Source organism: Dactylosporangium thailandense, assembly GCF_059739745.1.
In genome coordinates this window covers 5,141,118-5,160,418 of sequence record NZ_AP029195.1, presented here as the reverse complement: position 1 = coordinate 5,160,418, position 19,301 = coordinate 5,141,118, and the positions used below count along the sequence as shown (strand labels likewise).

The window sequence follows — 19,301 nt, the reverse complement described above, 5'->3', positions numbered from 1 at the left end:
GCACTCGCGGCGCCGGCGATGAGCTTCGCCGCCACGCCGGGCGACAGCCGAGTGCGCTCTCGTACTGGCACGTGATTGCGAATTCCAGTAACGATCGGCGGGCGGGCGGCTCCACCCTGCCGTGCCTGGCATCGAGAATTGGGTGCCTGTCGTAGGAGCTGCGCTCGTACTCTCTGTTGGTGAGCGATATCAATGACTACGTGAGGTTGCGAGAGACCTTCAACGAGGACGCTGCACGCTATGACCGTGCCCGCCCTCGGTATCCAGTGCAGATGTTTGATGATCTCGCTGCGGCCGGGGTAGCGCCTGGGGCAAGGGTGCTGGAGATCGGCTGTGGCACCGGGCAGGCGACCGTGCCGCTGGCCGAGCGGGGCTGCCGCATCGTGGCTGTCGAGTTGGGCGCGGACATGGCGGCTGTGGCTCGGCGAAATCTTGCCGCGTTCGACGCGGTGGAGGTCGTTACGGCGGCGTTCGAGGAGTGGCCCTTGCCCGGTGAACCGTTCGACGTGGTGTTCTCCGCTACCGCGTTTCACTGGATCGACCCCGCGGTGCGGGTGTCGAAGTCTGCTGACGCTTTGCGCCCCGGTGGCCTGCTGGCCACCGTGGGAACCCACCACATCGCCGGCGGTACCTGGACCGAGGCATTCTTCGTTGAGATCCAGAAGTGCTACGAGCGCTTCGATCCGTCGACCCCACCGGGCCTGCGTCTGGAGACCGCTCGTGACATCGTCGAGGACGATCGGGAGCTCACCTCGTCGGGGCGATTCGGGCCTGCGAAGTTCCACCGATACGAGTGGGAGCTGCCGTACTCGACAGCTGACTACCTGGATCTGCTGTTGACCTACTCTCAGCACCGTGCCTTGCCGGACGTGCAGCGGAACGCACTGCTGAACTCCATCGCGCGGCTGATCGACGCGGACTGCGGGGGGCAAATTGTCAAGCGCTACCTGACGGAGCTGAGGATCGCCCAACGAGTCCGGTGAATCGCTTCGACCACTGGCGGTTGAACTCAGCACAGCGCTCGTGCCCCTCCCGGGGAACTGGTCGAAGGGCAACAAGGGCGCCCCGTGCAGGTCCATCGCACGGGGCGTCCGCGATTCTGTGCGAGGCGCTCTCGTCACGGAGGGCCCTCCCGGAGGCTGGCGCGCAGGGCGGTGAGCGGCATGAAGGCCGAGCCGTTGCCGAGTTCGTTCGGTGTCGGGCCGGATGGTGGGCACATCGTCCGCGGGCTGGGACCGCCGAGCAGGGTGACGACCTCGGCAGCCGGATCGTCGCCGCCCGACTTCGACAGCGCGAGCTACGCGACGAACCCGCCGGCCGACTATCCGGCGACGAGTCACCCGTCGGACGGCTGGTACCCCACGCTGCTCACCCAGTCCGGCGCGGTCTCGTAGGCGGTCGGAGGGTCGGCGCCGGGTTTCTCCTGGACGGGCGGGGGTAGCTCGGTGCCGACGGTGGTGAGCGTGCCGCTCGCCTTACGGCCAGTCGCAACCGCTCGCCTTACGGCCAGTCGCAGCGAGGAGGACGCCATGACAAGCCTTCCCAAGCGTGACCCGGCGAAGGACCACCTGCTGAGCCCGGGAAACGCGGCACTCGTGATCATCGACTACCAGCCGCCGCAGATCTACACGGTACGGTCCATGAACACCGGGCGGATGCTCAACAACATGGTCGCCCTCGCGCGCCTCGCCCGGGTGTTCAACGTGCCGACCGTGCTTTCGACCGTGAACGTGAAGTCGGGCGTGAACCCGGACACGGTTCCGCAGCTGAAGAACGAGCTCGCCGACATCCCCTCGTACGACCGGACGCAGATCAACGCGTGGGAGGACAAGGAGTTCCTCGACGCGGTGAAGGCCACGGGGCGCCGGAAGCTGATCATGTGCGCGCTGTGGACCGAGGCGTGCCTGCTGTTCCCGAGCCTCGACGCGCTCAACGAGGGGTACCAGGTCTTCCCGGTCGTCGACGCGCTCGGTGGCACGACGATCGAGTCGCACAACAATGCGCTCGAGCGCATCAACCACGCCGGGGCGCAGCCCACGACGTGGAACTCGGTCGCGTGTGAGCTCCAGCGGGACTGGGCCCGCACCGAGACGGTGGAGGGCTTCCTGCAGACCGTCATCGACCAGAACGAGGACTGGGGCTGGTACGAGGAGATGCGCGGGCGCGGCAAGCGGCTGCAGACTCCGGTCCCCGTCTGAGCCACCGCCGGTCAGGAGCCGCAGCCGCCCGTGCAGCCGCAGCCCGCGGCGGGCGCGGCGGCCGCGGCGGCGCGGCGGCGGTGCAGCCACCACAGGCCGAGCCCGGTCGCGGCCAGGCCGGCGGAGACGGCGAGGAGCGTCTTCTGCAGGATCGCGGCGCCCGCCGTGGTGAGCACGCCGGCGGCGACGAGCGGCGGCAGGGCGCAGCAGGCGGCGCAGGCGATCGCGGCGAGGACCCCGCTGACCTTGGACCGCAGCGGCGGTCCGTCGTTCACCGGTGGCGGCAGGGACAGGCTCATGCGAGGTCTCCGTCGAGGTCGGGGCGGACGCCGATGGTCAGCATCGGCATCGGGCAGTCGGCACAGGTGCAGTTGGTGAGGGAGTCGCAGCGGGCGTCGACGACCTCGGTCAGGGCCGCCCGGATGGTGGTGAGGTCGGCGATCTTCGCGTCCACCTCGGCGATCTTGTCGATGGCGCGCTGCCGAAGGTCGGGGGTCGGGTGCCGGCGGCCGGTGTCGAGCAGCTCGGCGACCTCGTCGAGGGTGAAGCCGAGCCGTTGCGCGGCCTTGATGACCTGCAGCAGGGCGACGGTGCCGGGCGGGTAGAGCCGGTGCCCGCCCAGGGAGCGGTCGGGCGGGGCGAGCAGGCCGCGGCGCTCGTAGTACCGCAGGGTCTGGATGTTCACCCCGGCCTGCCCGGCGACCTCGCCGGAGCGCAGCCCGGCCCGTCCTTCGGGTTCGGGGAGGCTGGTCACGGCGTCGGGCCGGCCGCGCGTGCGGCGAGCGAGGCGAGGACGCCGGTGTGGGCGGCGGGGACCTCGACGTCGAGGACGAGCGCCTCGCCGTCCTCGACGGGCTGCGGGGTGACGGTGAAGGTGAAGAACGAGCAGCAGGCGGTCTCGCGGGCGGCGAGGTCCCGCACGGTGGCCTCGAGGCCCGCTGGGCCGGTGAGGTGCAGCCGGGCGTGGGTGGGGCTCAGGGTGGTGACCGTGCGGGCCGCGGTGCCGAACAGGGCGTCGAACTCGGCCAGGCGCAGCGGCCGGTCGGCGGCCGGCAGGGTGCAGGCGTCGGGGATGTCGAAGGTCATCGCAGCTCCTTGCGCTGGCGGTGGCGGACCTCGACGATAAACCTGTACCCGGGTACCGGATGCAAGCCCGCGCTATGGGGTCAGGAGTGCGGCGGCGACCTCGTCGAGGCGGGCCGCTCGGGAGGCCTTGACGAGCACCACGTCGCCGGCGGTCAGGTGCTCGCGCAGCCAGTCCACGGCCGCGTCGTTGCCGGTCAGGGGCACCGCCCGCGCGCCGGCCCCGGCGGCGAGCGCCCGGGCGGCCTCGCCGATCGTGAGGACCACGTCGGCCCGGGCCGCGGCGTACTCCCCGACGGCGCGGTGCTCGGCCGCGCTGTCGTCGCCGAGCTCGAGCATCTCGCCGAGCACGGCGATGCGGCGCCGGCCGTCGATCGCCGCGAGCGCGTCGAGGGCGGCGCGGGCCGAGTCGGGGTTGGCGTTGAAGGAGTCGTTGAGCAGCGTCGCGCCGCCGTCGAGCTCGTGCTGCTCCAGGCGCCACTTCGACAGCGAGGCGGTGGCCAGTGCGGCCGCGGCCGCGTCGAGGGGCACGCCGGCCGCCAGTCCCGCCGCTGCGGCCGCTGCCGCGTTGAGCGCCTGGTGCGCGCCGACGAGCGGCAGCGTGACGGCCACGGCGGCCTCGGCGCTCGCCAGGGTGAAGGACGGGCGGCCGAGGCGGTCCAGCGTGAGGCCGAGCACGCGGACGTCGGCGTGCTCGGCTCGGCCGAAGGTCAGCACCGGGCCGCCGGTGCACGAGCGCATGGCGGCCACGCGGGGGTCATCGGCGTTGAGCACGGCGGTGCCGCCGGGCGCCAGCCCCCGCACCAGCTCGCTCTTGGCCCGGGCGATGGCCTCGCGGTCGCCGAACGAGCCGAGGTGGGCCTGGCCGACGTTGAGCACGACGGCGATGTCCGGCGCGGCCAGCCCGGCGAGCTCGGCGATGTCGCCGACGCGGCGGGCCCCCATCTCGAGGACGAGGAACCGGGTGGCCGCATCGGCGCGCAGCATGGTGAGGGGCACGCCGAGCTCGTTGTTGAGCGAGCCGGTCGTGGCGACCGTCGGCGCGGCGGCCGCCAGCACGGCCGCGAGCAGATCCTTGGTGCTGGTCTTGCCCTGCGAGCCGGTCAGCCCGGCGACGGTCAGCCGGGCGCGCAGGCGGGCCACGACGTGGGCGGCGAGCGCCTGCAGCGCGGCCTGGGTGTCGCCGGCGACGACGGTGGGCAGGGCTGTCGGCCGGGAGCCGAGCACGGCCACGGCCCCGGACCGGCCGGCCTGGCCGGCGTAGTCGTGGCCGTCGGCGTGCTCGCCGGCGAAGGCGACGAAGAGGCCGCCGGGTTCGGCCTGCCGGCCGTCGAGCACGGCCGGCGCGGTCACGGTCACCGTGTCGTCGCCCTCGACCGTGCCGCCGACGATCGCGGCGATGTCGCCGACGCTGAGCGCAATCATGCCGCTGAGCCAACGCGGGGCGGTGTTGTCAGGACGTATCCGATTTTCGATACGCCCGCGACATGTGGTGCCGGGTACTGCACGCTGGATGGGGGGTGACCATCCGCGGGCCTGGCAGCGACGGCGCGCCAGCGCCGAGCGGTGTCTGGCGGGAGCGACGGTCCGCACCACGGCGGACCCGAGTCATGATCTGGCGCTACGAAGGTGGTACCGCGGGCCGGCTGACGACCCGCGGTACTCCTCGCGTCCTACTTGGCGGGCTTCAGGCAGAGGACGGTGCCCTTCTGGCCCGACTTGCCCTCCCAGTACGCGCTCGTCGCGTCCGCCCACTGCGCGCACACGTCGGTCGCGTCGACCTCGCTCTCGGTCTTGCTCTCGACCCGGCCGAGCACGACGAAGTTCGCGTCGCTGCTGTCGCACTTGACGATCGCGAGCTCGTTCGCGCCCTTCTGGTGCAGGCAGTCGCCGACCTTGGCGTTGAGCGCGGCGTCACGGCTGATGTACCAGCCGATGCCGGCCAGCACGACCAGGACGATGAGCGAGATCACCAGGCGCGGGATCTTGATGCCCTTCTTGGCCGGCTGCGGTGCCAGGGGCTGCTGCAGGGGCGCTTGCTCCTGCGGCGGCTGCTGCTGCGGGGGTGTGGTCATGGTGTTGGTGCCTCCCGTGTAATTGCGTACCGGGTAGGGGTACCGGGTTCGAGCCGGATCGTCCAGGAGTTGTCGGGTTTGTTACTTGTGATCTTGATCGCTTACCCGTAACTCCCGGCGGTGCGGGCGTTCGCGCGCTTTGGGCCGGGCCAGGCCGCGCTGGGCGGCGGCCGGGCGTTCGTGGCGGCGAAGGTGGCGGCCTCGTTGCCGGTGGTGCCGGTTGGTTGCAGGTGCTGCCGTCGGTGGGGACCTTCTGGCGCCATGCCGTCGGGCAGCGCACGCCCGAGCCGTCCCGTCCGGCGGCGATGATGCCGTGCCGCCGGACGGCGGACTCGAAGGCGGCAGCATGGCCGTGCCGACCGGCCCCGGCCTCGGCGTCGAGCCGGACCGGGTGGCGCTGGCTGCCGCGTACCACGCGGTGCGGGCGGCGACCCCGAGTCCCCCGTCGCACCGGATGGTCGACGCCGGGCACGAGGACGCCCTCGGCGGCGCGATGGGCGTTGACCACCAGGACGCCCGCAACAAGACTGCGGGCGCCGGCTGGTCCGGCGCGGAGCGGCGGCTGCTGCCGGTGTGCTGCTGCGACGGTGCCGGCCTGCCGGTTGCGGATGCCCGATCTCGACCGGCGCGCCGCGACCGAGGCGCTGCGCGAAACCGTGCTCGCCGGCGCGGCGGGTGGCGATGTTCGCCGATGCCGACCCGCGGACGGCCGGCCCGCCGTGCGCGGTCACCGGCTCCGTAGCGGGCGTCGGCGCGCTGTGCTGACGTTCTTTCTGCCGCGGCCGGGCGGCAGAAATACGCCGGGTTTCCTTGCCGAACTCTTAGCTTGATCTTTAACTTCGGGCCGGCTGGTATCGGCCCCGGTTGGTCGATCATTCTTCTTGTCTAGGGAAGAAGATCGGATCAAGGGCTGCGGAGGATCAGTGGGCCTGATGGTGGCCGTGGTGGTGTGGGTGGGGATCTGGGCTGGTTCCGCGGGGAATTGTACCGCTGTCTGACGGCTCGTGCTGATGCGTTGTTCGAGTTGACGGACGCGGTGCTGTGCACGGACGGGCCGGTGCGGTCGTTGCCGGCACTGTCGCTGGTCGCGGAGCATCGCCGTGGTCACGGCGCTCTGTCTGGCTGTGGTGCTCCACCAGCATCGGCCCTGACCCGGCAGCGACCCCGGACGCGGCCATGGTCGACCTGTTATGGCAGGCGTTCCTGCGCCGCTTCGACATCGAGCACACGTTCCGGCTGCTCAAACAGACCCTCGGCTGGACCGTGCCGAAACTGCGCGACCCAGCCGCCGCCGACCGGTGGACCTGGCTGATCATCGCCGCGCACACCCAACTGCGACTGGCCCGCCCGATCGCCGCGGACCTGCGCCGCCCATGGGAGCAACCAGCCCCGTCGCAGCGACTCACCCCGGCCCGCGTCCGACGCGACTTTCGGCACCTCCGCGCGACGAGCACCTGCCCCGCGAACGCACCGAAACCCACCAGAGCAGGCCCCGGACGACCGCCAGGCCAACCCAACCGCCACCCCACCCGCCGCTACGACGTCCACACCGTCACCAGCAACCCAAACCGCAAAACCGAAACCCGGAAAGAAGAAGTCGACCAACCCACGACCACGCCGCACAGGTTAAAAGTCAAGCTAAGACCGCGTCTCATTTGGGGCTGACAACGGCTCAAGGATGATGTTCAATCCGCATCCCGCGCTCGGCGAACTTCGCGAGTACCTCGGCTCCAGGCGAATGGACCCGTCCGACGAAACGGTGTGGTTGCCGAAGTGGGGACGCGCCTCGTGAGGCTGTCGCACGCGTCCCCGGCCCCCGTTTGACGGCTGCGGCTACTCTCGGCGCGGTGAAACGGTTGTTCTCCCTCGTGCACGTCCGCACGCCGATCCTCGGCGTCCTCGGTGCCGCCCTGGTGATGGCTGTGGCGAGCGGCGTGCAGTTGGTCGCCTGGGACAGCGATCCCGCGATGATCTGGGGCATGGCGGTCGGTGTTCCGCTCGCCGCGCTGGCCGTCATGCTGCCTGTCCTCGTATGGGCGTCGCAGCCCCGCCTGCACCTCGACGACCTCGACCGCATGCTGGCCGGCCAGGCATGGGCGCACTGGCGCTACGACGAGGCGGACTGGCGGGCCGCGAACGAGGCCGAGGCGCGCCGGGACCGCCGCAGCGCGCACGCCGCGGCATGGACCGCGCTCGTCATCGGTCTCGTGATCCTCGGCGCCGGTCTGCTGGGCGCACCGGGACTGGTCTTCGCCGGCGCGATGATCACCGCGATCTACCTCGTGCTCTTCGCCGTCGTCGCGGTGGCCGGCACCGGACCGGCCGCCCGCCGCGCCACGACGGGCGAGATCTTCGTCAGCCCGCTCGGCGTGTATCGGCGCCCGGGTGGCTACGTGATGCTGCTCGCGGTCGGGGTGGGGCTCGTGGCGGTCGAACTGGTCGAGGGGGACGTGCTCGTCATCCGGTTCATCGTGCAGGTGCTGAACCGGACCGGGACGCGTCATCTGGAAACGGCCGCCGAGGTCGCCGTGCCGCGTGGGCACGAGGCCGAGGCGAGGGCCCTTGTCGAGCGGTTCCGCACCGAGGTCCTCGCGGAGACCCGCTAGGCCGTTTCGCGCGCCTCGGTCGGAAGAATCCGGACAAGGAGGCTGGCGGGTATAAATCCGATAAGACCATGTCTCATTTGGGGTGTTTCGTGAGTTTGCGGTAGCAGATGAGGGTGCAGGCGATGGTGGTGAACGCGGCGAAGTGTTCGGCGTGGCGGTCGTAGCGGCGGACAAGGCGCCGGTAGCGCATGAGCCAGGACATGGTGCGTTCGATGACCCAGCGGTGTCGGCCGAGACGTTGGGAGGACTCGACCTTCTTGCGGGCGATCCGCACGGTGATGCCACGCCGGCGGACCTCGGCCCGCAGCGCTTTGTGGTCGTAGGCCTTGTCGGCGTGCAGCTTGTCCGGTCGGCGCCGCGGGCGGCCGACCCGGCCAGCGACCGGCGGCATGCCGTCCAGCAATGGCAGCAGCACCGCCGCGTCCGGGGTGTTCGCCGCGGAGATGGCGGTGGTGAGCGGCAGACCGCCACGCTCGGCCATGACATGGATCTTGCTGCCGGGTTTGCCACGGTCGACCGGGCTCGGCCCGGTCAGATCGCCCCCTTTTCAGCCCGGACCTGGATCGAGTCAATCACCGCCCGGGACCAGTCCAGGTTGCCATGGGCCTGGAGTTGTTGCAGCACCGCCAAGTGCAACGCCGGCCACAACCCGGCCTTCGTCCACTCGGTGAAGCGGCGGTGCACGGTGGCGCGGGTGACGCCGAACATCGCCTCGGGCAGCTTCCACCACGAGCACCCAGCCTGGGGCAGATAGCAGATCGCGGCCAGCACCGCCCGGTCATCCACCCGCCGCCGGCCCCCACCCTGCGGCCGCACCGGCGCGGGCGGGATCAACGGGGCTGAGATCTCCCACAGAGCATCAGGACACCAACGCTCCACATCGGACACGCCGAAGATTGAACATCATCCTTGAGCCGTTGTCAGCCCCAAATGAGACGCGGTCTAATACTGCAACGACAGGTTGTGATGATGTCCGCGTCGCTTGTAATGGCTGATTCGGGCGCGGGTCTGGCTGGTTCGTCGCCAGGTCGACCAGTGCACAACGTGGGCGATGACGCGCGTCAACGGGGCGGTGATCCGGTTGAACAACCGTCGGATCTCGTTGACAGACAAAGGAATCAGAGGTTCGCTACCGACGTCAGCGGATCCCCTTTTTTGACAGCGTCTCGGGTGATCACGAGGAACGCCGCCGCGAGCATGGACAACGTGATGTGCCGATACCACGGCTCATAGCCACGGACCTGGTAGTGGTCGAGACCGGTCTCGTTCTTGGCGGTCTGGAAGCACTCTTCGATCGCCCACCTCGAGCCCGCCACCCGGATCAGCTCGTCGAGGTCAGTGTCAGCCGGCCCGAAACACACGTAGTAGGCGAGCTTGCTCGGGTCGCTGACACTGCGCCGGGCCAGCAGCCAATGCCCCCAACCAGGACGCCGCAACGGCCGGATCGGCACCGCCGCCCAGTCATAGACCCGCTCACCGTGCGCGCCAGCACCACAGCTCAACCGCACCCACTCACCAGCCTCAACCGCGGCAACGAGACGATCGACCCGCTCCTTCAACAACCGCTGCGACACCACCATCGCGTTGCACGGCACGGCGAGAACGTGCGCAATGTCGTTGAGTTCCAACCACATCCGCAGTTTGGTGTCCTGGCCATACGCCTCATCGCCCGTCAACCAACCGAACGGCACCTGCGCCTCGAGTGCACGCTCCACCATCTCCTGTGCCAGCAACGGTTTCGTCGCGAACCGCACCACGTCCGGGACGCCGGCATCCCGGCACCGCTGCCGGTCGTCGGTCCATTCCTTCGGCAGGTACAACTCCCGATCGATCAACGCCCGCCCCCGAGGCGAGGCGTAAGCGAGGAACACACCCACCTGAGCGTTCTCAATCCGGCCCGCCGTCCCCGTGTACTGCCGCGCCACACCGGCAGACTTCACACCCTTCTTCAGAAACCCCGTCTCGTCCACCACCAACACCCCACGCTGGGCGTCCCCGATCGCCTCCACCACCGCCGCGCGGACCTCGTCACGGACCCCATCGGTGTCCCAGGCGTAAAAGTTCAGCAACCGCTGCATCCGCTCCGGACCGACATCCCCAGCGGCCTCCGCGAGGGTCCACCCGTTCTTGCGCTCCACCTCACCGAGCAGTCCCCGCACATAGATCCGCATCTGACGCCGCGACTCCACCCTGGGGAACAGACCAGCAAACCGGCCCAGAAACGCCACGAACCCCGCCGACCACCCAGCAGCCATGTCCTCCAACACGGCAGATCAAATACCACAACCAGCGTCTATGTCACAACCTGTCGTTGCAGTACTAAGCTTGTTTGTTTAACCTTCATCGCTGTTTGCGATCCTTGAGGCTCTTGTCCCGCTTGGTGGTCTTGCCGACGTCGTGCTGGATGGCGGGTAGGTGGTTCTTCGATCCTGGCGGGCGGCCTGGGCCGGCTGTGGTGGGTTTCGGTGCACCGGCCGGTCGGGTGGTTTTGGGGCGCAGGTACCGAAATCCGCGGCGGACCCGGGCCGGGGTGAGCCGGTCCGGGTCGGTGGGGCGTTCCCAAGGACGGCGCAGGTCCTGCGCGAGTCCCCGGGCGAGGCGGAGTTGGGTGTGGCAGGCGATCACGAGCCAGGTCCATCGATCGGCGGTCTCGGGGCTGCGCAGCCTCGGGGCGGTCCAGCCGAGGGTCTGTTTGAACAGCCGGAAGGTGTGTTCCAGGTCGAACCTGCGCAGGAACGCCTGCCACAGCTTGTCCACATGCGACGGTGACGCGCCGGTGCGGGATGACCACAGCCACACCGGTTTCGGATTGCGGTCACCGGGAGGTGCTGCACCGTGAGCCGGATCAGGGTGCCTTCCAGCACGGGCAGGTCACCGGCGTGGTCCAGCCAGGCGGCCCGGCGGGTCAGCCGGGGATGCAACCGGTCCCACGCCTGCGCGGTGGCGATGCCGTAGCGGGTGGTGTCGGTGGTGGTCACCTGCCCCCGGCGCCGGCCAGGTGCCGGTATCGGCGAGGTGGAACTCGCCGCCGTGCTTGGCCGGCCGGCCCATCGTGCCCGGCCGGCGGGGTGGTACGGGCATTCGCAGCACCCGGTCGGCGCGCAACCGGCCCAGCACCTCGACCGGCAGATCCGCCAGGAGGAACGCCAGCCGGGCCAGGTCGTAGCCGGAGTCGAAGACGACCAGCACGTCCGGGTCGCCGTCGTGCCAGTGCCCGGCGTCGAGCAGCCGGTGCAGCACCGCACGAACCTGCCCGGCGGTCACCTCGGCCACGTCATCGTCCGGGCCGAGCCGGACCGCGTCCAGCACCGCGGTCCACGACGTGCGGCCAGGTTACAACGCGGCCACGAACGAGTACGGCCAGCCGGGGATCTGCTGGTCCTGGTTACGGCCGCGGCCGTGGACGTGGCAGAACAGCCGGTCGGGGCTGGTCGCCGCGTCCGGGCGCAGCCACGGGCTGACGTCGACGGCGAGCGTGAGCCGTCCCTCGCGCGAGCGGGGTAGCGGCAGGCCCGCCACGGCCGTGCGCAGCCGCTGCACATCGATGCGGCCGGCGTTGAGTCCGTCGTACATCGCGCCGTGCCCACGCCGGTGCTCCGGCGCCAACGTCAGGTCCACCAACGTCTTGACCGGCCCGTCGGTACACAGCAGCGCATCGGTCAGCTCGAACAATGCGTCAGCCCGAGCGGTCACACACCGGTAGAACTCCCGCCGGAACCTGCCCAACTCCCCGAACGCGCCCGCCACCGCAGCATCAGGCACACTGATCACCCAGACAGCCCTTGCTCATAGATCTTCTTCCCTCGACAAGAAGAAGGATCAACCAAGGGCTGTCCCATGATCAGCCGGGGTCACCACCGACCGGCCGCATCCTGTACGTGGTCCACACTGGCTGCGCCTGGCGGTACCTGCCGGCCGATTTCCCGCCATGGCAGACCGTGTACTGGTATTTCAGGCAGTGGGAACGGGACGAGGTCACCGACCGGATGCTCACCGCACTGCGGGAGCAACTCCGCGTGCAGCAGGGCCGCAACCCGCAGCCCAGCGCGGGCATCATCGACTCCCAGAGCGTCAAGGGCACTGACACCGTCGGACGCGACAGCCGGGGCTACGACGCGGGCAAGAAGATCAACGGCCGGAACAGGTTCGTCGTCACCGACACTCTGGGCCTGCACGTCGTCGTGGTCGTCCTCGCCGCGAGCGTCCAGGACCGCGACGGAGCCCGGACTACCTTGCTGTCTTTGTACCTGGCGGCACCCATCCGGTTCGTCTACGCCGACGGCGCCTTCGCCGGCAAACTCGTCGAGTGGGCCGCCGCCATCCTGCGCACCACGCTGCACATCGTGCGTAAACCCTCGGATCAACACGGCTTCGCTGTCATTTCCCGCCGCTGGGCGGTGGAGCGCACCCTGGCCTGGCTGACCGGGCACCGCAGGTTGGCCCGCGACTACGAACGATATCCCGCGACATCCGTGGCAATGATCCGATGGGCCGCCATCAACACGATGACCCGCCGCCTGGCGCGTGGCCGCCCCGTTACCCGTCCACCTCGTTGGCGTTGGCCTGCAGGGCCATAGCCACCCGGATGCGTCGACGACAGCATGGGCAGACGGCGAGTGCACCGGTCAACTGATATGAGGTAGCGCCGCAATCAGCGCGTCGAACACCGCGGGGTCGTACCGGTCCGCCCTCGCCGCAGGCAGTACGGCGGGAAGGCCGTCCGACGGCAGTCCCCAGCGCACCCGGCCGGGTGCGGCTAGCTCCAGCGCCTGGTACCACTCCCGCAACGGTTCCGCCAGCCGAACGTGCAACGCGAAGTTGCGACGTTGACGGGTCGGGTCGCCATCCCGGCGCCGGCGCAGCTCCTCAACGGACGGCAGGGAAACCAGTACCACGTCGGCGAAGCCGAGACGCCCGGCCGCGATGGCAGCCCGGTTCGCGGCCACCTCGAACGTCCACAGTTCTGGACTGGCCGCACCGACACGGACCAGCGACCAGGAATAGTGCAGCTTCAACGGGTCGTCGTCGCAGACGGCCAAACCAGAGGCCCGCTCCCGCGCTACCGCGGCCTGCCACCGGCGGCAGTTCACCGCCGACCAGAAGGCAGCCTGCGCCGACAAGTCCCCGTCGTCCGGTTCCGCGCCGGTCGGCGCGTACTCGGCGACCAGATTTTCGGGGTGGTGGCGTCGGCACCACGTGGTCTTGCCGGCCGCGCTCGGGCCGGTCACCGCGACGATCACACCCGACAGTCTGCCCAACAACCAGCGCGAATCTCGCAACACCCCCTGCCGCGCAACGTTATCGTAAACAAAACTTCCTGTCTGGCGGCTGTGGCGGCGGCGCGCCGGGCCCTTCGGGACGGTGGGAGACAACTATGTCCGTGCAAGCACCGCCGCTGCGCAGGTTCACGAGAGCCGTGGCCGTCGTCAGCCTGCTGACCGCCGGGGCCCTCGTGCTCGGTACCGCCGCGCACGCGGCGATCCCGGCCCCGCCCGCGGGCTTCACCCAGGTGTGGGCCAGCGACTTCGACGGCGCGGCCAACACCGGCGAGATCGAGACCATGACCGACAGCACGCAGAACGTCTACCGCGACGGCAGCGGGCACCTGATCATCAAGGCCAGGCACGCGGGCACCAACCCGGCCACCGGCTGGACCTCCGGGCGGATCGAGACCAAGGCCACCTTCGGCGCCGGGGCGGGCGGCGTGCTGCTGGTCAAGGCCGCGATCTGGCAGCCGGACGTGACGACCGCCAACGGCGTCGGCTACTGGCCCGCCTTCTGGATGCTCGGCTCGACGCTGCGCACCGGCACGCCGTGGCCCACCTCCGGCGAGATCGACATCATGGAGGACGTCAACGGCCGCAGCTCCGTCTTCGGCACCCTGCACTGCGGCACGAACCCGGGCGGGCCGTGCAACGAGTCGACCGGGATCGGCAGCGGTGAGCGCGCCTGCAATGGTTGTCAGACCGGCTATCACGTGTACGCCGTGCAGGTCGACCGCTCGGTCAAGCCGGAGCAGATGCGCTGGTACCGCGACGGCACCAACTACTTCACCGTCAACGCGAACCAGGTCCCGGCCGCGACCTGGACGAACGCGGCGGCCCCAACGCGGCCACGGCCGGCGGCCACGCCATGAAGATCGACTACGTCGCCATCGCCGAGCAGTAGTTCGTGGACGTCCCGGTCGTCACGGCCGCCCGGATGTACTTCCATCTCGGCACCAAGGACAGCCAGTACTCCGACTTCATCGAGCTCAACACCACGGCCGCGTGGATCGGCGCCAACACCACGAGGGTCGACGGGTTCGGCCTCAAGCTCGCCCTGCGCGTGCACACCAAGGGCGGCGCCGAGTCGACGGTCGGCGAGATCCAGGCCGTCTTCGCGCAGGGCCGCGGCGCCACGTTCCAGGAGTTCGTCGACGCGATGCCGGCGCCGCCCGTCGCTTTGCCGGCGAGCGCGAGCGCGGCTGGGCGGCGTGGACGATCGCGGCCCTGGTCGCGGCGGTCGCCGGCAACGTGCTCGCCGCGGCCGCGGGCGACTTCCGCGCGGCCCTGCTCGGCCAGGCGGTCGGCGCCGCGTGGACGACCTCGCTCTACGCCCGGCTGCTGCTGAACGCCCCGCGCCTGGTGCCGGCCGCGCCGTAGCTGCGCCGGATCAGCGCGACGGCCTCCCAGCCGAGCAGGCCGGCGAGCGCCACCAGCACGCCGGCGCCCGTCATCATCAGCCGGGTGTCGGCCGGGTGGGCGGTGGTGCCCGCGGCGAAGACCCGCAGCGTCGCGGGGGAGTGCGGGCTCACCTCGCGCACGGTGCCCCGGACCTCGCCGTCGCCGAGGTTCCAGGTGCCCTTGCAGGAGATGTGGGACACCTCCTGCCACATGTCGTCGACGCAGTCGCTCAGGGACGCGGTGGTGAGCGATCCGCCGCGCAGGTATTCACCGAGGCCGCCGCGCGGATAGAGCAGCGAGGCCGCGCAGATTACCAGAAAGCCCATCAGGACCCACCGGAACAAGGCGATCATGTCGAGCCCCTCCAGGATCGGCGCCACTGCCCCTCACAACGCCCCAACGTATCGATCGGGTTGTCTTCCGAGAAATTGATGCTCTCGACATCGATTCTTGCGAAGATGCGTCCGAACCTTGCGCTCGATCGAGACCGTTCGCTACCGTACGGGCCGCGACAACCGGCACCGCGGGGGTGTGTGAGGTGAGGTTTCAGCTGCTCGGGCCCATCCGGGTGTGGCGCGGAGGCGACCCGCTGCCCATCGGCCCGGCCAAGCAGCGCAGCCTCGTCGCCGCCCTGCTGCTCGAACCCAACCGGATCGTCCCGCTCGACCGGCTCGTCGGCATGATCTGGGACGGCGAGCCGCCCGCCTCCGCCGTCGCCAACGTGCGCACATACGCCTCCCGGCTGCGCCGCACCCTCGTCGACGACACCGGCGAGGCGCGGCTCACCGGTCACGTCCCCGGCTACCGCCTCGCCGTCGGCGACGACGAGCTCGATCTCGCCGCCTTCCGCCGGCTCGCCGCCGACGGCCGCGCGGCCCTCGCGGATGGCGACCCGGGCCGCGCCGCCGGTCTGCTCGGCCGGGCCGTCGGGCTCTGGAAGGGCGCCGTCGGCGAGGACCTCGAGCGCTCGCCCGGCCTCGACCGCTGCCTCGGCCCCCTCGAAGAGCAGCGGCTCGTCGCCGTCGAGGACTGGATCGAGTCCAAGCAGCGCCTCGGCGACACCATCGGCCTCGTCACCGACCTGCGGCACCTGCTCGACGAGCACCCGCTGCGCGAGCGGCTCTGGGCCCAACTCGTCCTCGCCCTCTACCGCACCGGCGACGTGGCGGGCGCGCTCGGCGCGTTCGGCGAGGCCCGGCGCTGCTTCTCCGAGCGCCTCGGCGTCGACCTCGGCCCGCAGCTGACCGGGCTGCACCAGGCCGTCCTCCGGCGCGATCCGGCCCTGGAGGCCCGTCCCGCCGCCGTTTCCGCATTGGTACCGCGAGAGCTCCCCGCCGACACCCGGCTGCTCGTCGGCCGCGACCGTGAGCAGGCGACCATGGCCGAGGCCGTCCTGCGCTCCGACGGCCCGGTCTTCATCGCGGTCCACGGCGCCGCGGGGATCGGCAAGTCGGCCCTGGCCGTGCGCGTCGCCACGCGGCTGGGCCGGCACTTCCCCGACGGGCAGCTCTACGTCGACCTGCACGGCTCCGATCCCGGCCGGGCCGTGCGCCGCCCCGCCGACGTGCTCGCCCAGTGCCTGCGCTCCCTCGGCGTGCCCGGCGCGCAGGTGCCCGCGGCCGAGGAGGAGGCGGCCGCGCGGTACCGCACCGTCGCCGCCAACCGCCGCCTGCTCGTCGTGCTCGAGGACGCCGCCGACGAGGCCCAGGTCCGCCCGCTGCTCACCGCCACGGCCGGCAGCGCGGTCATCATCACCAGCCGGCGCCGCCTCGCCGTGCACGACCGCACCGTCCACATCGGACTCGGCCCGCTCACGGTCGCCGACTCCGTCGAGGTGCTGGCCGGACTCGGCGGCCCCGGCCGCGACGGGCACCTGCTACTGCGATTAGCGCGCAGCTGCGACGGCTCCCCGCTCGCCCTGCGCCGCGCCGCCGCCGGCTAAGCCGCGCGCTTCGGTCTTCCTGGCTACCAAGCCGAGCGGATCTCCGTCGATCGGTCGTGTTCGGTGCCCCGATGGTGGGCCTGCGCTGTTTCGGTGTGTTGCGTCAGTGGTCGTTTGAGGTTGCCGGTCCAACCTTCGGCGGAAAGTCTGGCCACCGCCGACAGCCAGGACACCCACACCTTCGACACCGCCGACCGGATCATGGACGCCGGCTACGTCCACGACGCCTTCGGCCGCACTACCACCCCGACCGGCCTGACCAACACGTACTACGCCAACGACCTCGCCGCCACGACCAGCGCCACCGGCGACACCCGCCTGCAGCTCACCAACCTGCACGGCGACGTGGCCATGACCATCGACACCGCCCTCACCACCCCCGAGGCCTGCAGCTCGGGCAGGCCGGTCCGCGGCGGTCGGTGCTCATGTGCCCCTCGGCCGGCGTATCTGGGGGCGCTGCGCAGGCCCGGCAGGCGGCTAAAGTCCGAATGCGGCCGTTACCCGTTCCGTCAGATCGCCCTCGGTCATCGCGGTATCGATCTCGATGGTACTCAGCGCGAGCCGTTTCGTTTCCTCGTGGAGGCGTTGGGTGAACATCTCATCGCGCTCAAGCAGATTGTGCAACGCTCTGTCGGGATCGGTGGTCCTCCCAGCGATCTGCCACAGCGAGCCGCGGCTGGCAAAGGCCGCCCGGCGGAAGCCGGGCGTCGGGAGAAGCCAGACGGCGTGACTGGGCGCCGCGAGGAGCGGCTTGACGAGGCGCGGCAACAGCCGGAAGCCTTCGACGATCACGCGGGGTTCCGTCGGGAGGCGCATCAGGTCCTCGATGATCAGGTTGAAGCTCTCGCCCCGAAACCAGTGGAAGGTCTCCAGCATGGTCTCCGGGGATCGGTTCACCCAACGCTCGTCCATGTCCATCGCCGCGAATTCGGCCAGTTGTGGGCTGTCGTCGGGCGTGCTGCGCCGAGCGTGATCGGACATCACATCGTCGGTCGCATAGACATGGAAACCGTGCCGAGCCGCTATGCGGTGAGCGATGGTCGACTTGCCTGCTCCGCTCCCGCCGCCGATCCAGTAGACGTGCTGCAGTTGGGCCTGCAGCGCTGCGGCGTTGCCGGTGCCGGCGTGATGGTCAGGCCGGGTAGGGGTCGCGTCGTGCACGGCGGCTCCTCATGCGCGTCGGCTGATGTCGGCGGCGAGGCTGATGTGCGAGCGTCGGCAACGCTTTCCACAACACCCGGGTCCGGGCCGCGAGAAAAGACGCCTTCCAGTACGGCCCGGTCTCTCCCGTTCAACCGTACAACGCGGGGCGGGGCTTGCGGCAAGACCCCCGGAAGGGCGCAAAATCGCAGCTCGAATGGGGGTGTGGTCATGCGTGTGATCCTCTCGACGTACGACTCGCGCGGGGGAGTCGAGCCGTTGGCGGCGCTGGCGGTACAGCTGCAATCGCTCGGCAGCGAGGCCGTGATGTGCGCGCCGCCGGACTGTGCCGAGCGACTCGCCGAGCTCGGCGTGCCGCTGGTCGCGATCGGCAAGCCGACCCGGGAGGTCGTGCACGGCTCCGGCGTGCCGGACGTCGACCAGCTCGCGGCGGACTTCATCGGCGTGCAGTTCGACCAGCTCGCCGAGGCCGCGCGGGGCAGCGACGCGATCGTGACGAGCGGCCTGCTGCCGGTCGTGGCCGGGGCGCAGTCGGTCGCCGAACTGCTCGGCGTGCCGTCGGTGAACGTGAACTACTGCCCGATCTTCCTGCCGTCGCCGCATCACCGGCCGCTGCCGCTGCCGGGCCGCCCGGTGCCGGCCGACGTGACCGACCCGGAGGCGCTGGACGCGCTCGACATCGCGAACTACAACGGGTTCATCCGTGCACCGCTGAATCGGTACCGCGCCGAGGCCGGGCTGGCGCCGGTGGACAGCGTGCGCGAGTTCGTGCGGACCGCGCGGCCGTGGCTGGCCGCGGATCCGGTGCTCGCCCCGTGGCCGGGTGGCCGCGTCGACGTGGTGCGCAGCGGCGCCTGGTTCCTGACGGACGAGCGGCCGCTGTCGCCGGAACTGGAGGCGTTCCTGGACGCGGGCCCGGCGCCGGTGTACCTCAGCTTCGGCAGCATGCCCGCGCCGGAGGGCTTCGCCGCGCGGGCCGTCGACGCGATCCGCGCGCGGGGCCACCGGGTGATCATTGGGCGGGGCTGGGCCGAGCTGGACGCCGAGGACTGCTGCGTCGTGGGCGAGGTGAACCAGCAGGCGCTGTTCCGGCGGGTGGCGGCCGCGATCCACCACGGCGGCGCGGGCACGACGACGACGGCGACCAGGGCGGGCGTGCCGCAGGTCGTGGTGCCGCAGTGGTCCGACCAGCCGTACTTCGCGGGGCGGGTCACGGCGCTGGGCATCGGGGCCTCGGCGAACGCCGAGTCGCTGCCGGCGGCGCTGGACGTGGCGCTGCGCCCCGAGACGCGCACGCGCGCGGCCGCCGTGGCCGCCACGGTCCGCACCGATGGCGCGGCCGTGGCGGCCCGGCGGCTGCTGGAGCTGGCGGGCTAGCAGCTGTACGTGCAGTTGGTGACGCAGCCGCCCGGGCCGACCAGGTTGCAGCAGGTGCGGGTACGCCAGTAGCCGCCGCTGCACGGGCCGGAGTAGTGGTACGGCACGGTCGAGCAACCGGTGCACGCCGCCGCGTTCACGCTGGGCACGAACCGGCTGACGATGCGGTCGGCGAGCTTGCCGAGCTGTCGCAT

The 19,301-nt window shown here is 70.8% G+C and carries 20 protein-coding genes and 2 pseudogenes; 10 read left to right on the top strand and 12 right to left on the bottom strand.

The annotated features are described in order from the left end of the window. Window positions 1–179 precede the first annotated feature (179 nt). The 3 genes from AC6JBM_RS22370 (at window position 180) to AC6JBM_RS22360 (ending at window position 2,198) form a co-directional block, all read left to right on the top strand. Window positions 180–983, top strand: coding sequence for a class I SAM-dependent methyltransferase (locus tag AC6JBM_RS22370; RefSeq protein WP_497985516.1), 804 nt, complete (start codon window positions 180–182; stop codon window positions 981–983). A gap of 264 nt (window positions 984–1,247) precedes the next feature. Further along, the gene (locus AC6JBM_RS22365) at window positions 1,248–1,394 is read left to right on the top strand and encodes a hypothetical protein (protein WP_497985515.1); all 147 of its coding nucleotides are present in this window, start codon (window positions 1,248–1,250) and stop codon (window positions 1,392–1,394) included. A 135-nt stretch (window positions 1,395–1,529) separates the two neighbouring features. Continuing rightward, complete coding sequence (locus tag AC6JBM_RS22360) at window positions 1,530–2,198, top strand: hydrolase (protein ID WP_497985514.1); 669 nt, start codon at window positions 1,530–1,532, stop codon at window positions 2,196–2,198. A gap of 11 nt (window positions 2,199–2,209) precedes the next feature. Here the strand turns inward: AC6JBM_RS22360 and merT are convergent, their stop codons facing one another. The 5 genes from merT to AC6JBM_RS22335 all read right to left on the bottom strand — a co-directional run bounded on the left by merT (window position 2,210) and on the right by AC6JBM_RS22335 (window position 5,356). Beyond that, on the bottom strand, window positions 2,210–2,497 hold the full coding sequence (gene merT, locus AC6JBM_RS22355; protein ID WP_497985513.1) for a mercuric ion transporter MerT: 288 nt from the start codon (window positions 2,495–2,497) through the stop codon (window positions 2,210–2,212). Further along, on the bottom strand, window positions 2,494–2,952 hold the full coding sequence (locus AC6JBM_RS22350) for a MerR family transcriptional regulator (RefSeq protein WP_497985512.1): 459 nt from the start codon (window positions 2,950–2,952) through the stop codon (window positions 2,494–2,496). Before AC6JBM_RS22350 ends, merT begins: the two co-directional genes overlap by 4 nt. Next, window positions 2,949–3,284: a hypothetical protein gene (locus tag AC6JBM_RS22345; RefSeq protein ID WP_497985511.1), complete on the bottom strand. Its 336-nt coding sequence runs from the start codon at window positions 3,282–3,284 to the stop codon at window positions 2,949–2,951. Before AC6JBM_RS22345 ends, AC6JBM_RS22350 begins: the two co-directional genes overlap by 4 nt. A gap of 72 nt (window positions 3,285–3,356) precedes the next feature. Beyond that, window positions 3,357–4,706 (bottom strand): UDP-N-acetylmuramoyl-tripeptide--D-alanyl-D-alanine ligase, encoded by a 1,350-nt coding sequence (locus AC6JBM_RS22340; RefSeq protein WP_497985510.1) that lies wholly within the window; start codon window positions 4,704–4,706, stop codon window positions 3,357–3,359. Between the two features lie 248 nt (window positions 4,707–4,954). Continuing rightward, a complete protein-coding gene (locus AC6JBM_RS22335; protein WP_497985509.1) occupies window positions 4,955–5,356 on the bottom strand; it encodes an LppU/SCO3897 family protein in 402 nt (133 codons plus the stop codon). A 1,110-nt stretch (window positions 5,357–6,466) separates the two neighbouring features. Here AC6JBM_RS22335 and AC6JBM_RS22330 point away from each other — a divergent pair. Next, window positions 6,467–6,986: pseudogene (locus AC6JBM_RS22330) on the top strand (NF041680 family putative transposase); the annotation flags it as partial. A 217-nt stretch (window positions 6,987–7,203) separates the two neighbouring features. Beyond that, a complete protein-coding gene (locus AC6JBM_RS22325) occupies window positions 7,204–7,962 on the top strand; it encodes a hypothetical protein (RefSeq protein ID WP_497985508.1) in 759 nt (252 codons plus the stop codon). 73 nt (window positions 7,963–8,035) lie between these two features. Here the strand turns inward: AC6JBM_RS22325 and AC6JBM_RS22320 are convergent. From AC6JBM_RS22320 to AC6JBM_RS22310, 3 genes and pseudogenes are all read right to left on the bottom strand, one after another. After that, a protein-coding gene (locus AC6JBM_RS22320; protein WP_497986509.1) for an IS5 family transposase occupies window positions 8,036–8,841 on the bottom strand; the annotation gives its coding sequence in 2 pieces (ribosomal slippage) (window positions 8,036–8,511 and window positions 8,511–8,841; 807 coding nt in all). 239 nt (window positions 8,842–9,080) lie between these two features. After that, window positions 9,081–10,217, bottom strand: a complete 1,137-nt coding sequence (locus tag AC6JBM_RS22315; protein WP_497986508.1) for an IS701 family transposase — start codon at window positions 10,215–10,217, stop codon at window positions 9,081–9,083. An 85-nt stretch (window positions 10,218–10,302) separates the two neighbouring features. Then, window positions 10,303–11,733: pseudogene (locus tag AC6JBM_RS22310) on the bottom strand (NF041680 family putative transposase). Window positions 11,734–11,840: 107 nt separating this feature from the next. Between AC6JBM_RS22310 and AC6JBM_RS22305 the strand changes: the two are divergent. Continuing rightward, window positions 11,841–12,539, top strand: coding sequence for an IS5 family transposase (locus AC6JBM_RS22305; protein WP_497985507.1), 699 nt, complete (start codon window positions 11,841–11,843; stop codon window positions 12,537–12,539). Between the two features lie 48 nt (window positions 12,540–12,587). Here AC6JBM_RS22305 and AC6JBM_RS22300 read toward each other — a convergent pair whose 3' ends face one another. Then, window positions 12,588–13,202, bottom strand: coding sequence for a hypothetical protein (locus AC6JBM_RS22300; RefSeq protein ID WP_497985506.1), 615 nt, complete (start codon window positions 13,200–13,202; stop codon window positions 12,588–12,590). Between the two features lie 134 nt (window positions 13,203–13,336). On the opposite strand from AC6JBM_RS22300, the gene AC6JBM_RS22295 reads away from it, so the two are divergent. After that, window positions 13,337–14,098 carry a LamG domain-containing protein gene (locus AC6JBM_RS22295; RefSeq protein ID WP_497985505.1) on the top strand — a complete coding sequence of 254 codons (762 nt, stop codon included), beginning with the start codon at window positions 13,337–13,339 and terminating at the stop codon, window positions 14,096–14,098. Between the two features lie 35 nt (window positions 14,099–14,133). Next, window positions 14,134–14,574 (top strand): hypothetical protein, encoded by a 441-nt coding sequence (locus AC6JBM_RS22290; protein WP_497985504.1) that lies wholly within the window; start codon window positions 14,134–14,136, stop codon window positions 14,572–14,574. Here AC6JBM_RS22290 and AC6JBM_RS22285 read toward each other — a convergent pair. Then, window positions 14,555–14,980: a hypothetical protein gene (locus tag AC6JBM_RS22285; RefSeq protein ID WP_497985503.1), complete on the bottom strand. Its 426-nt coding sequence runs from the start codon at window positions 14,978–14,980 to the stop codon at window positions 14,555–14,557. The genes AC6JBM_RS22290 and AC6JBM_RS22285 overlap by 20 nt on opposite strands. A gap of 185 nt (window positions 14,981–15,165) precedes the next feature. On the opposite strand from AC6JBM_RS22285, the gene AC6JBM_RS22280 reads away from it, so the two are divergent. Next, entirely contained in the window at window positions 15,166–16,569 is a 1,404-nt protein-coding gene (locus tag AC6JBM_RS22280; RefSeq protein WP_497985502.1) for an AfsR/SARP family transcriptional regulator, read from the top strand. A 477-nt stretch (window positions 16,570–17,046) separates the two neighbouring features. On the opposite strand, the gene AC6JBM_RS22275 is transcribed toward AC6JBM_RS22280, so the two are convergent. Further along, on the bottom strand, window positions 17,047–17,730 hold the full coding sequence (locus AC6JBM_RS22275; RefSeq protein WP_497985501.1) for a hypothetical protein: 684 nt from the start codon (window positions 17,728–17,730) through the stop codon (window positions 17,047–17,049). Between the two features lie 210 nt (window positions 17,731–17,940). Between AC6JBM_RS22275 and AC6JBM_RS22270 the strand changes: the two genes are divergently transcribed. Then, window positions 17,941–19,107, top strand: a complete 1,167-nt coding sequence (locus tag AC6JBM_RS22270) for a glycosyltransferase (RefSeq protein ID WP_497985500.1) — start codon at window positions 17,941–17,943, stop codon at window positions 19,105–19,107. On the opposite strand, the gene AC6JBM_RS22265 is transcribed toward AC6JBM_RS22270, so the two are convergent. Continuing rightward, complete coding sequence (locus AC6JBM_RS22265; RefSeq protein ID WP_350610659.1) at window positions 19,104–19,301, bottom strand: hypothetical protein; 198 nt, start codon at window positions 19,299–19,301, stop codon at window positions 19,104–19,106. The two genes, AC6JBM_RS22270 and AC6JBM_RS22265, sit on opposite strands and share 4 nt — an antisense overlap.

Coding starts and splice junctions, on each gene's coding strand:
- AC6JBM_RS22360 (WP_497985514.1), top strand. CDS start 1,530: ATGACAAGCCTTCCCAAGCGTGACCCGGCGAAGGACCACCTGCTGAGC.
- merT (WP_497985513.1), bottom strand. CDS start 2,497: ATGAGCCTGTCCCTGCCGCCACCGGTGAACGACGGACCGCCGCTGCGG.
- AC6JBM_RS22345 (WP_497985511.1), bottom strand. CDS start 3,284: ATGACCTTCGACATCCCCGACGCCTGCACCCTGCCGGCCGCCGACCGG.
- AC6JBM_RS22340 (WP_497985510.1), bottom strand. CDS start 4,706: ATGATTGCGCTCAGCGTCGGCGACATCGCCGCGATCGTCGGCGGCACG.
- AC6JBM_RS22335 (WP_497985509.1), bottom strand. CDS start 5,356: ATGACCACACCCCCGCAGCAGCAGCCGCCGCAGGAGCAAGCGCCCCTG.
- AC6JBM_RS22315 (WP_497986508.1), bottom strand. CDS start 10,217: ATGGCTGCTGGGTGGTCGGCGGGGTTCGTGGCGTTTCTGGGCCGGTTT.
- AC6JBM_RS22295 (WP_497985505.1), top strand. CDS start 13,337: ATGTCCGTGCAAGCACCGCCGCTGCGCAGGTTCACGAGAGCCGTGGCC.
- AC6JBM_RS22285 (WP_497985503.1), bottom strand. CDS start 14,980: ATGATCGCCTTGTTCCGGTGGGTCCTGATGGGCTTTCTGGTAATCTGC.
- AC6JBM_RS22270 (WP_497985500.1), top strand. CDS start 17,941: ATGCGTGTGATCCTCTCGACGTACGACTCGCGCGGGGGAGTCGAGCCG.
- AC6JBM_RS22265 (WP_350610659.1), bottom strand. CDS start 19,301: ATGCGACAGCTCGGCAAGCTCGCCGACCGCATCGTCAGCCGGTTCGTG.